Raw genomic sequence first — 11,926 nt, forward strand, 5'->3', positions numbered from 1 at the left:
TCTCACGCGCAGTGCTCCACGAACCGCGCGGCGACCTCAGGGGACCCCGCCCAGTGGGTGTGCACATAGCTGGCGTGCACCCCGCCCTGCACGAAGCCCTCCACCCGCCGCTCCGGCTGCCGCAGCCCCCAGGCCGCGAGCGGCCCCGCGCCCGGCTCGATCACCGTGCGGTGGAACTCGTGCCCGCGCATCCGGGCCCCGGCCGGCGCGAGGACGCTGTCGCTCACGGCGACGGCGTCCCGGTAGCCGAGCGTGAGCCGCTCCGACATCCGCGCGTCGGCGTCGAGCACCCCGCACATGGGCGTGCCGTCGAGCGACCGCGCCAGGTAGAGGAGCCCGGCGCACTCGGCGGCGACGGGCGCGCCGGAGGCGGCGAGCTTCGCCACGGCCATCCTGAGCGGCTCGTTGGCGGACAGCTGCTCGCCGTACATCTCGGGGAATCCGCCGCCTATGACGAGCCCGCTCGTGCCCTCGGGGAGGTGCTCGTCCCGGAGCGGGTCGAAGGTCACGACCTCGGCCCCCGCCGCTCGCAGGAGCTCCGTGTGCTCGGCGTACGAGAAGGTGAACGCGGCCCCGCCTGCGACGGCGATGACCGGTTTGCGGCCAGGCTTGTTCGCCGTCTGCAGCCCGGTGGTCGCTTTGTGCCCACCCTCCTCCAAGCTCTCGGCTTCGCTCGAGCAGGGGGCACCCCCATCGCCCTGCGGAACGCCTGCCCGCAAAGCGTGGGCGTCCCACGGCTCGGCGTCCAGCGAAGGCGCCGACCGTGCGAGCGCGAGCAGCGCCTCCATGTCGCACCCGGCAAGCACCTGCTCCGCCTGCGCGGCGACCGCCTCCACCGCCTGGGCCTGCCGCTCGGCGACCGGTACGAGACCGAGGTGCCGCGAAGGCGTGGCGACGGCGGGGGCCCGCCGCAGCACGCCGAGCACCGGCACCCCCGACTCCCCGAGGGCCTCCCGCAGCAGGTGCTCGTGCCGGTCCGTCGCGACCTTGTTCAGGATCACGCCCCCGATCCGCACCTCCGGGTCCCAGGACGCGAACCCGTGGACGAGCGCCGCCACCGACCGCGACTGCGAGGACGCGTCGACGACGAGGACCACCGGCGCCTTGAGCAGCTTCGCGACCTGCGCGGTGGACGCCAGCTCGCCCTGGTCGGCGGCACCGTCGTACAGGCCCATGACCCCCTCGACCACGGCCAGGTCGCAGCCGCGCGCCCCGTGCAGGAAGAGCGGCGCGATCAGCCCCGTACCGCACATGTACGCGTCGAGGTTGCGGCCCGGGCGGCCGGTCGCGAGCGCGTGGTAGCCCGGATCGATGTAGTCGGGGCCGACCTTGTGCGGGGAGACGGCCAGACCACGGCCGGCGAACGCGGCCATGAGGCCGGTCGCGACCGTGGTCTTGCCCGCGCCGGACGACGGCGCGGCGATGACGAGACGTGCTACCACTCGATGCCCCGCTGGCCCTTCTGACCGGCGTCCATCGGGTGCTTGACCTTGGACATGTCGGTGACGAGATCGGCGAAGTCGCAGAGCTCCTGCGGCGCGTTGCGACCGGTGATGACGACGTGCTGCTGCCCGGGACGGTCGCGCAGCACCTCGACGACCTCCTTGACGTCGATCCAGCCCCAGTGCAGCAGGTAGGCGAACTCGTCGAGGACGTAGAACTTGTACTTCTCCTCGGCGAGGTCCCGCTTGACCTGCTCCCAGCCCTCGCGGGCCTTGTCCTCGTGGGACTGCTCGCCCTCGGCGACCTCGCGCTGGATCCAGGACCAGCCCTCGCCCATCTTGTTCCAGGTGACCGTGCCGCCCTTGCCGGTCTCGCCGAGCGCCTTGAGGGCGTTCTCCTCGCCGACCTTCCACTTGGCGGACTTGACGAACTGGAACACCCCGATCGGCCAGCCCTGGTTCCAGGCGCGCAGCGCCATGCCGAACGCGGCGGTCGACTTCCCCTTGCCGACGCCGGTGTGCACCATCACCAGTGCCCGGTTGCGGCGCTGACGGGTGGTGAGACCGTCGTCGGGCACGACGGTCGGCTGTCCCTGCGGCATTAAGCGGCCCTCCTGGTGGCGTTGTCTGCTTGTACGTCTCTGACGAGGCCGGCGATCGAGTCGGCGCGCAGCTCGTCCAGGGTCACGGCGGTGCCGCCGAGTTCGCGCGCCAGGTTCCCCGCGAGCCCGAGCCGCACCGGCCCGGTCTCGCAGTCCACGACCACGCTCGCGGTGCCGTCGGCGGCGTGCAGCCGCGCGGCCCGGGCGGCGAGCGCCACCGGATCGCCGGCGGCCCGCCCGCCGGTCGCCCGCCCGTCGGTCACGACGACGAGCAGCGGGCGGCGCGAGGGGTCACGCAGCCGTTCGATCCGCAGCACGTCATGGGCCTTGAGCAGCCCGGCGGACAGCGGCGTACGGCCTCCGGTCGGAAGCTTCTCGAGGCGGGCGGCGGCCGCGTCCACGGACGAGGTCGGCGGCAGCGCGACCTCGGCGTCCCGCCCCCGGAAGGTGACGAGACCGACCTTGTCGCGCCGCTGGTAGGCGTCGAGCAGCAGCGACAGCACGGCGCCCTTCACGGCGCTCATCCGCTGCCGCGCCGCCATGGAGCCGGAGGCGTCCACGGCGAACAGCACCAGGTTCCCCTCGCGGCCCTCGCGGGTCGCCTGCCGCAGGTCGTCCCGGCGGACCACGAGACCGGGCCCGGACCGGCCGCGCGCCCGCTGGTGCGGGGCGGCGGCCCGGACGGTCGCGGCCAGGTGCAGCTTGGTCAGCGCGCCCCGGGGCCGGGTCGATCCGGTGGTACGGCCGTGCTCGGTGCGGGCCCGGGAACGGCGCCCGGCCGCGCCCTCGCCGAGACCGGGCACGCTCAGCACCTTCGTACGGAAGGGCTCGCCGGCCTTGACGGCGGCACGCTCACCGGCGCCGGAGCCCTGCGGGGCCTCCTGAGGGGCGGGCGCGCTCTCCGGGGCGTCGGCGGCCTCGGGCGCGGGGCCGTCGGGCCCCTCGCCCTGCGGCGGAACGCCCCCGCCACCGCCGGGCCCACCGTCGCCCGGACCGTCGGGCTCGGGATCCTCGTCGTCGCCCTTGAACTGCTCCAGGGTCTCGTCGAGCTTGTCCTCGTCGAGGCCGGGCGCGTCGAACGGCGAGCGCCGGCGCCGGTGGGGGAGGGCCAGGAGCGCGGCCTGCCGCACGTCCTCGGAGGTGACCTCGGTCCGTCCGGCCCAGGCGGCGAGCGCGGTCGCGGTCCGGGCCATCACGATGTCGGCGCGCATGCCGTCCACCTCGAACGCGGCGCAGGTGGCGGCGATCTGGAGCAGCACCGCGTCGCCGAGGGTCACCTGGGGCAGCAACTCCCGGGCGGCGACGATCCGTTCGCGCAGGGCGGCCTCCTCGCCGGCCCAGCGGGCGGCGAAGGCGGCCGGGTCGTCCTCGAAGGCGAGCCGCCGCCGGACGACCTCGACCCGCTGCTCGGGGTCCCGCGAGGCGGCCACCTCGACGGTGAGCCCGAACCGGTCGAGCAACTGCGGCCGCAGCTCGCCCTCCTCGGGGTTCATGGTCCCGACGAGCAGGAAGCGCGCGGCGTGCCGCACGGAGACGCCCTCGCGCTCGACGTGGGAGGCGCCCATGGCGGCGGCGTCGAGCAGGTGGTCGATCAGGTGGTCGCTGAGGAGATTGACCTCGTCGACGTACAGGATCCCCCGGTGCGCGGCGGCGAGCAGCCCCGGCTCGAAGGCCTTCACGCCCTCGGCGAGCGCCTTCTCGATGTCGAGCGCGCCGACGAGCCGGTCCTCGGAGGCGCCGACGGGCAGCTCGACCATCCGCGCGGGACGGGCGGTCCCGGGCGCATCGCCGTGGGGCCCGTCGGGGCAGCCCGGGTCGGGGGAGGCCGGGTCACAGCTGAACCGGCACCCCGCGACGACCGGGACCTCCGGCAGCAACTCGGCGAGCGCACGCACGGCGGTGGACTTGGCGGTCCCCTTCTCGCCCCGCACGAGCACTCCGCCCACAGCCGGGCTGACGGCGTTCAGCAGCAGCGCGAGCCGCAGGTCGTCCATGCCGACGACGGCGGTGAACGGATACCGGGTGCTCATCGGACGGTCACTCCTTCGGGAAGTACGGAACTCGGGGCGGGGCGGGTGCTCATGGCGCCCCCGGCGGCACGAACGGCAGCCCCTCAGGGGCGCCGTTCTCGATCAGCCGGAGCAGCGCGTCCGTGTCCGCGTGTTCCTCGATCAGGTCGCCGAGCCGGTCGAGCTGCTCCTCGCGCAGCGCGCCGAACGAGGTGTCAGGGGCCGGGACGAACCGCCGTCCGGCCGCCGCCGCGACCTCCCGCAGGAACGCCCGCCGGAAGCCGTCGCTCTCCAGCGAGCCGTGCCAGTGGGTGCCCCACACGGAGCCGACCCGGCAGCCCTCCAGACCGTGTCCGTTGTCATCAGAGATGAACGCGTCCCCGCCGAGCACCTCGGCCACGCCGTGGTGGATCTCGTACCCCTCGACCCGCTCGCCGAGCGCCTCGCCGACCGGCCGGGCGAGGGTCTTCTCGACCCCGAACCGGATCCGTACGGGCAGCAGCCCGAGCCCGTCGACGACGCCGGCCTTCGACTCGACCTCGTCCTCGATGCGCTCGCCCAGGACCTGGAAGCCGCCGCAGATGCCGAGCACCGGCCGGCCCTCGGCGGCGCGCCGGACGAGGGCGTCCGCGAGTCCCCGCTCGCGCAGCCAGGCGAGGGCCTTGACCGTCCCGCGCGTGCCCGGCACGACCACCAGGTCCGCGTCGGCCAGCTCCTCCGGCCGGTCCACGAACCGCACGATCACGCCCGGCTCCGCCGCCAGCGCGTCCACGTCGGTGAAGTTCGACATCAGCGGGACCGCGCAGACCGCGACCCGCAGCACGTCCGCGCCGACCGGCGGCGCGACGACCGACTCGCGGACGGCACCCCGCAGGGAGACCCGCAGGCCGTCCTCCTCGTCGATGCCGAGCCCGTGCGCGTAGGGCAGGACGCCGAAGGTCCGGCGGCCGGTGAGCCCGTGCAGCATGTCGAGGCCCGGTTCGAGGAGGGACACGTCGCCGCGGAACTTGTTGACCAGGTAGCCCGCCACGAGCGACTGGTCCTCGGGAGAGAGCAGCGCCGTCGTCCCGAAGAACTGGGCGAAGACCCCGCCCCGGTCGATGTCCCCGACGACGACCACGGGCAGCTTCGCGGCCCGCGCGATGCCCATGTTCACGATGTCCGTGCGCCGCAGGTTGATCTCGGCCGGACTGCCCGCCCCCTCGCAGATCACGGCGTCATACGTGCCCCGCAGCTCCTCCAGGCACGCCAGGACCGGCTCGAAGAGTTCCTTCTGCCGGCCCCCGTGGTAGCCGCGGGCGCTCAGTTCGCCGACGGGCTTGCCCATGAGGACGACCTGGCTGGAGCGGTCGCTGCCGGGCTTGAGCAGCACCGGGTTCATGAGCGCGGTCGGCTCGACGCGCGCCGCCTGTGCCTGCATGGCCTGTGCGCGGCCGATCTCGGCGCCCTCCCGGGTGACGAAGGAGTTCAGGGACATGTTCTGTCCCTTGAACGGCGCGACCTTGACGCCCTGCCGGACCAGCCACCGGCAGATGCCGGCCGTGACGACGCTCTTGCCCGCGTCGGACGTGGTCCCGGCGACGAGCAGCCCCCCACCCCTCATGCGTTCCTCCGCTTCAGCGCGCTCGCGATCATGCGGCCGCCCACGCAGACGGCCAGGGTCAGTCCGGTGATCCGGCGTGACAGCCGGACCGCGCGGTCGATGTCGGCGACCTCGACGGGCCGCCCCTCCCCGTTGAGGACGGGCCGGTGTTCGACCCGCCCGGCGTACGAGAGGGTCCCGCCGAGCCGTACGCCGAGGGCGCCCGCGAAGGAGGCCTCGACCGGTCCCGCGTTGGGGCTCGGGTGCTTTCCGGCGTCCGCCCGCCAGGCCCGCAGGGCTCCGCGCGGGTTCCCTCCGGCGACGGTCGCGAGCAGGGCGGTCAGCCGGGCCCCGGGCCAGCCGGCCACGTCGTCGAGGCGGGCCGAGGCCCAGCCGTAGCGCAGGTGGCGGGGGGACTTGTGGCCGACCATCGCGTCGAGGGTGTTCACCGCGCGGAAGCCGACCAGGCCCGGCACGCCCGCGACCGCTCCCCAGAAGAGGGCGCCCACGACGGCGTCGGAGGTGTTCTCGGCGACGGACTCGACGACCGCGCGGGCCATCGCGGGACCGTCGAGGGACTGCGGGTCGCGTCCGCACAGGTGCGGCAGCCGTTCCCGGGCCACCTCCAGGTCGCCCGCGGCGAGGGCCCCGCCGATCGCGTGGGCCTCGCGTCCCAGGGTCGTACCGCCGACGACGGCCCACACGGCGGCGGCGGTCAGGGCGACGGATCCGGCGCGGCTGCCCCGTACCGTACGGGCGGCGAGGGCGCCGGCCGCGACGGTGGTACCGGCGCAGACGGCGGTGTGCAGGGCGCCCCGGCCGCGGTGGTCGCGCCACAGGGCCTGTTCGACGCGGCCGGCGGCCCGGCCGAAGGCGGCGACGGGGTGTCCGCGGCGGGGGTCGCCGACGAGCCGGTCGACGGCGAGGCCGAGGGCCGCGCCGTACGCGAACACACCGGTGGCTCGGGAAGGTCCTGGCCTGAGGCCGGGCATGGCGCACTGTCCTCACTCAGGGTCCGCGCCCTGGGTCGACGAAACCGGCGGCGAGAGTTCCTGACTTCCGGACCTTCGGGATCCGGTCACAGTGGCGGGACCGCGCCGGATTCGCACCGGACTTCCTCTCCTGCCGCCGTATGGCCCCGGCAGTCCACCACGGCCCGAGAACACCCGTCAACTCACCCTTGACCTGCACCGCGTCACTGTGCGAAGCACCACAAACACGACGGCCGGGCGGCCCGCACGCGAGGTGCGGACCGCCCGGCCGGTGGTGCCGGGGAGACCGTCAGGCGACGATCAGGTAGATGCCGTACGCCACGGCCCCGAGGCACAGGGCGAAGCAGGCGTAGGCGCCGGTGCGGGCCAGGGCGGCGGAGCCTCCCTGGGCGGCGGCCTGCTCCTGCTTGGAGAGGCCGATGACGCCGAGGGTGAAGAGGCCCACGAGGGCGACGGTCGCCACGAGGCTGACTCCGAAGACGGAGCCGAGGGCTGCCCAGTCGATCTTCATGCTTGGTTCCAGTTCCTTAGACCGCGGCCGTGGCCGGGGGAGCGGCCGGGTCCGTGGGGGCCGGCGCGGGGATGGTGGTCTTCAGGTCCTCGTCCGCGACGGCGGCGACGGTACCGGCCGGCGGCGGGGTGACGGCCGCGATCGCGGTGGTCACGACGCCGTCCGGCTCGGCGCCGGTCTCGACCTCGTTGACGTTGGTGTGGTCGACCGGCTGGCGGCGGGAGACGAGCCAGATGGCGACGCAGGAGGCGGCGAGGAAGGCGGCGACGACGTAGACGCCCCAGTTGCCCTGGCGGGCGACGTACTCGGCGCCCGCGCCGACAAGGCCGGCGGCCGGGAGGGTCAGGCCCCACGCGACGAACATGCGGGTGGCGGTCGACCAGCGGACGACACCGCCCTTGCGGCCGAGACCCGCACCCATGACGGCGCCGGAGACGGAGTGCGTGGTGGAGAGGGAGAAGCCCAGGTGGGAGGAGGCCAGGATGACCGTGGCGGCGCTGGTCTGGGCGGCGAAGCCCTGCTGCGGCTGGAGGTCGGTGAGGCCCTTGCCCATGGTGCGGATGATGCGCCAGCCGCCGAGGGCGGTGCCGAGCGCGATCGCCGTACCGGCGGAGACGATGACCCAGACGGGCGGGTTGGAGCCGGCGGGCAGGGAGCCGCCGGCGACCAGGGCGAGGGTGATGATGCCCATGGTCTTCTGGGCGTCGTTGGTGCCGTGGGCGAGGGAGACGAGACCGGCGGAGGCGATCTGGCCGACGCGGTAGCCCTTGGCCGTGTCCTTCTCGGAGGTCTTGGCGCCGATCTTGTAGGTCAGCTTCGTGGCCAGCGTCGCGGCGATGCCGGCGACGATGGGCGCGGCGACGGCCGGGATGAGGACCTTGCTGACGACGACCTCGCCGTTGACGCCGCTGACGCCGATCGAGGCGACGGTCGCGCCGATGAGGCCGCCCATCAGGGCGTGGGAGGAGCTGGAGGGCAGTCCGACCAGCCAGGTCACCAGATTCCAGAGGATCGCGCCGACGAGCGCGGCGAGGATCACTTCGGGCTGGATGCCGTCCTCGTTGACCAGTCCCTTGGAGATCGTCTTGGCGACCTCCACGGACAGGAACGCGCCGACGAGGTTCAGCACGGCGGACATGACCACCGCCGTCTTCGGCTTGAGGGCACCGGTCGAGATGGTCGTGGCCATCGCGTTCGCGGTGTCGTGGAAACCGTTCGTGAAATCGAACACGAGAGCTGTCACGACCACAATGGCGAGCAGCAGCGTGATGTGTTCCATTTACCCAGGCAATCGTTCGACGTCAGTGTTTCGTTGAACGTAGGCAACCTGAGTGAACGGAAGATGAACTGGGCCGGGCGGCGTGGTGTCTCTAACCGGTGTCAAGAGGTTCCGCTTCTCGCCCCGGGGCTCCCGGTGTCCACGATGCGGTCACCCCGGAACCACGGGTGTCCCAGTCCTCCCGGGGCACATACGACCTGTCCCGCTTCCTCCCCCGACATCCCGTTCCGCTCCCTGGACATGACCATCCGGCCGGGGGACCCCGCGGAGGAGACCCATGTCACTCCCCGGGGCGCCCCTTCCGCTTTCCCCCCGGCCGGGTCCGTCCGGTGGCAGCCCCACCCCGCCCTGCCGACACTGGGAGCGTGCGCCCGGCTACAGCGACGGCAGCGGCCGTCACCACACTGATCGGTGTCGGCGCGGTCGCGATCGCGGCCGGCCGGTACGCCAGCGACGTCGCCCTCAAGGCGCCGTCCGGACGACCACTGCCCGGAGACCCGGGACTCACCGTGCACGCCACGGGACCCGAACGGATCACCCTCACCCGCAGCCTCGCCTCCCTGCGCCCCGGCACGTACGGGATGGAGGCCTCCGGACTGCACGCCGTCCTCGGCCCCGTCCTCGACCGCGTCCCGCACACCGCCGACACCGTCGTCCGCCGCCTCGAACGCGTCGAGCTCGGCGTCGTCGCGCCCGGCGTCCGCGTCCGGCTCACCCCCCAGCTCCACCGGGGCACCCCGATCAGCGCCCTCGGGATCGCCCACGAGGACGTCGAGATCCCCGGCGAACTCGGCCCCCTGCCCGCCTGGCTCGTGGCAGCCCCCCGCACCACCTGGGTGATCGCCCTGCACGGTCTCGGCACCACCCGCGAGCACCCGCTGAACCTCGTCCCCTTCTACAACCGCCGCAAGATCCCCGTCCTCGTCCTCGCCTACCGCGGCGACGAAGGGGCGCCGCCCTCCCCGGACGGCCTCGCCCACCTCGGCGACTCCGAGTGGCGGGACGTCGACGCCGCCATCCGCTACGCCGTCCGCCGCGGCGCCCGGCAGGTCGTCCTGCACGGTTGGGGGACCGGCGCCTCCATGGCCCTGCGCGCCGCCGTCGAATCGGGCGTCCGCGACCGGATCGGCGGCCTCGTCCTCGACTCCCCCGTCCTCGACTGGGAGGCCACCCTCCGCAACCTCGCGGCGGCCCGCCACGTCCCCGGACCCCTGCTCCCGCTCGCCGTCCGCGCCGCCCAGGGCAGGACCGGCCCGCACGGCGACCTCCTGCGGACCGCCTCGGAGCCGGGCGCCCTGCGCGTCCCCGCCCTCCTCTTCCACGGCCCCGACGACACCATCGCCCCCTGGGAACCCTCCGTCGAACTCGCCTCCCGCCTCCCCGGCACGGTCAGCCTGCGGACCGTGCGCCAGGCCCCGCACGCCGCCATGTGGAACGCCGACCCGGTCCCCTACGAGGAGTCCCTCCGGCGCTTCCTCACCCCGCTGCTCTGACGGCACTTCTGATTCCGATTGGGCTTTCGGGCCGTCAGCGGGAAGACTGCCCCCGTGACGTCTCGAAAGCCCGATGAACCATTGGCGCGCAACTCCAGACTCCGACTCGTCCGCCCGCGGGCGCTGGCCACCGCCCGACGGGCCGTGACGACCCGGCGCACCCGGCCGGCGCCGCGGCCGCCCGAGGGCACTCCGCCCCGCGCGGAGCTCGCCCGCCAGGCCCGGCACGTCCTCGCCGACGCCGTGCGGATCGCCCGCTGGGCCGCCGTCGAGCACGGCGCCGACACGGCCCCCCGCACCGGCACCGGCGCCCGCCCCGCCCAGGAACGGGCCGCGGCCGCACTGGACCTGACGCCCGGCCAGATCCGGGCCGGCTGGGACCGCGCCCGGCTCGCCGGACTCGTCGAACTGCACGGCGACACCGCCCGCCCCGGCTGGCGGCTGCACGCCTGGGACCGCGACGACTCCGCCGTCCTGCGCGGCTGGGTCGCCCTCTTCGACGCCTGGTCCCTGGTGCACCCGGCCCCCGAGGGGGTCGCCCCGAGCGCCGTCGCCGAGGTCGTCGAGGCCGTCCCCCAGGTGCTCTCGCTGCTCCAGCTCTCCCAGGGCCCGGTCCTCGTCCCCGCCCTCCTCGACCTCCTCGGCCAGCGCGTCGAGGAGCTCCGCGAGGAGCGCTGCGAGGTCCCGGCGGCCGAGCAGACCCCCGAGACGGCGGACGCCCCCGTCGTCCCCGCCCTCGATGGTCTGCCCACCCTCCTCGACTGGGCCCTGGAGGGCCTGGCCGCCGTCGGCGCGCTCACCCTCGACCCCGGCACCGAGGAGCGCCACGCCACCCTGACCCCGCTCGGCAACTGGGCGGTCTGGGTCAAGCTGGAGCAGATCTGCGTCGCCGCGCAGAGCCCCGCGGGCAACATCGAGCAGTCCGCCGAGGACATGCTCCGCGGCTGCGCCCGGCTCACCCCGGGCCCCGCCCGCGACGAGTACCGCGCCTGGCTCGCCGCCCGCACGCTCTCCAGCGCCGTCGCCGAACTCCTCGCCGTCGCCCGCGGCGAGGACGCCCTGCTGCGCGGGCTCGCCTTCGAGGCGCTCCGCGTCGTCGGCGCGCCCGCCGAGGCCGAGGTGCGGGCCACCGTCGCCGAGCCCTCGCTCCGCCCGTACGCGCTGCTCTGGCTGGCCGAGTACGAGGGGGCCGACCCCGACGACGCCCAGGAGGTGCTGACCCGCGAGGAGTCGACCTGGCTCTGGGTCGACACCGCGGCGGCCGTCGCCGACCACGGCGAGAGCGAGCTGCTCGTCCGGCACCTCGACTCCGCCGTGCAGGGCACCGTCCCGGCGCTGCTCGACGAGGTCCGCGCCGTCGGCCACCCCCGCACGGTCCAGGTCCTGGTCGCCCTGGCCGCCGCCCACCCGGACCCGGCCCTGGCGAAGGCGGTCCGCCGGGCGGCCTTCCAGGTCCACACCGGGGGAGCCTGAGCCGCCGGACGGGCCCGGGGGTTCCCGCCCCGGCGCGCCGGGGCGGGCGTGACCTCGGGGCCCACGCGCCCCGAGGACGTCCACGTCGGCGCGCCGGGGGAGCGTGACCCCGAGCGGTGCGTCTACGCCGGCGCGCCGGGGGCGTACGTGCCGAAGCTCCACACGTTGCCCTCGGCGTCCCGGGCCGTGTAGTCCCGGGAGCCGTACTCCTGGTCCGTCGGCGGCATCACGATCTCGACGCCCCGCGCCACCGCGCGGGCGTGGTGCTCGTCGACGTCGTCCACGCGCACGTACACCGCGGCCGGGCCGCCCCCGGCCATCAGCCGGTCGAAGGCGCTGCCACTGCCCTTGCTGCCCAGCATCACCATGCCGTTCCCGCAGGAGAGCTCGGCGTGCGTCACACGGCCGTCCTCGCCCTCGAACACGGCGTGCGTGGTGAAACCGAAGCCCTCCGTGAGCTGCTCGATCGCGGCCTTCGCGTCCTCGTACCGCAGCGCCGGACAGATGTCGGGGATCCCAGCCATCCCGATCACTTCCTCTCGA

At 74.6% G+C, this 11,926-nt stretch carries 10 protein-coding genes and 1 riboswitch; of the genes, 2 read left to right on the top strand and 8 right to left on the bottom strand.

Annotated features, from left to right (window positions below):
* Positions 1 to 2 precede the first annotated feature (2 nt).
* From ACFYX3_RS07645 to ACFYX3_RS07675, 7 genes are all read right to left on the bottom strand, one after another.
* Entirely contained in the window at positions 3 to 1,442 is a 1,440-nt protein-coding gene (locus ACFYX3_RS07645) for a cobyrinate a,c-diamide synthase (RefSeq protein ID WP_389009290.1), read from the bottom strand.
* Entirely contained in the window at positions 1,436 to 2,044 is a 609-nt protein-coding gene (gene cobO, locus ACFYX3_RS07650) for a cob(I)yrinic acid a,c-diamide adenosyltransferase (protein WP_389009293.1), read from the bottom strand. Before cobO ends, ACFYX3_RS07645 begins: the two co-directional genes overlap by 7 nt.
* Positions 2,044 to 4,074 (bottom strand): putative cobaltochelatase, encoded by a 2,031-nt coding sequence (locus ACFYX3_RS07655; RefSeq protein WP_389009296.1) that lies wholly within the window; start codon positions 4,072 to 4,074, stop codon positions 2,044 to 2,046. The genes cobO and ACFYX3_RS07655 overlap by 1 nt, the downstream gene beginning before the upstream one ends.
* Before the next feature lie 49 nt (positions 4,075 to 4,123).
* The gene (locus ACFYX3_RS07660; RefSeq protein WP_389009299.1) at positions 4,124 to 5,656 is read right to left on the bottom strand and encodes a cobyric acid synthase; all 1,533 of its coding nucleotides are present in this window, start codon (positions 5,654 to 5,656) and stop codon (positions 4,124 to 4,126) included.
* The gene (locus ACFYX3_RS07665; RefSeq protein ID WP_389009302.1) at positions 5,653 to 6,627 is read right to left on the bottom strand and encodes a cobalamin biosynthesis protein; all 975 of its coding nucleotides are present in this window, start codon (positions 6,625 to 6,627) and stop codon (positions 5,653 to 5,655) included. Before ACFYX3_RS07665 ends, ACFYX3_RS07660 begins: the two co-directional genes overlap by 4 nt.
* Positions 6,628 to 6,658: 31 nt before the next feature.
* A riboswitch (cobalamin riboswitch) is annotated at positions 6,659 to 6,801 on the bottom strand.
* A gap of 115 nt (positions 6,802 to 6,916) precedes the next feature.
* A complete protein-coding gene (locus ACFYX3_RS07670; protein WP_116161672.1) occupies positions 6,917 to 7,138 on the bottom strand; it encodes a hypothetical protein in 222 nt (73 codons plus the stop codon).
* Between the two features lie 16 nt (positions 7,139 to 7,154).
* Positions 7,155 to 8,417, bottom strand: a complete 1,263-nt coding sequence (locus ACFYX3_RS07675; protein ID WP_376586270.1) for an anion permease — start codon at positions 8,415 to 8,417, stop codon at positions 7,155 to 7,157.
* Positions 8,418 to 8,782: 365 nt separating this feature from the next.
* On the opposite strand from ACFYX3_RS07675, the gene ACFYX3_RS07680 reads away from it, so the two are divergent.
* Complete coding sequence (locus ACFYX3_RS07680; RefSeq protein WP_389009306.1) at positions 8,783 to 9,910, top strand: alpha/beta hydrolase; 1,128 nt, start codon at positions 8,783 to 8,785, stop codon at positions 9,908 to 9,910.
* Positions 9,911 to 9,964: 54 nt separating this feature from the next.
* Positions 9,965 to 11,383, top strand: a complete 1,419-nt coding sequence (locus ACFYX3_RS07685; RefSeq protein ID WP_389009309.1) for a hypothetical protein — start codon at positions 9,965 to 9,967, stop codon at positions 11,381 to 11,383.
* A 122-nt stretch (positions 11,384 to 11,505) separates the two neighbouring features.
* On the opposite strand, the gene ACFYX3_RS07690 is transcribed toward ACFYX3_RS07685, so the two are convergent.
* Positions 11,506 to 11,907, bottom strand: coding sequence for a VOC family protein (locus tag ACFYX3_RS07690; RefSeq protein WP_389009312.1), 402 nt, complete (start codon positions 11,905 to 11,907; stop codon positions 11,506 to 11,508).
* Positions 11,908 to 11,926 lie beyond the last annotated feature (19 nt).

Origin of the sequence: Streptomyces sp. NPDC002463, assembly GCF_042889835.1 — a bacterium.
Taxonomy (GTDB): domain Bacteria; phylum Actinomycetota; class Actinomycetes; order Streptomycetales; family Streptomycetaceae; genus Streptomyces; species Streptomyces nymphaeiformis.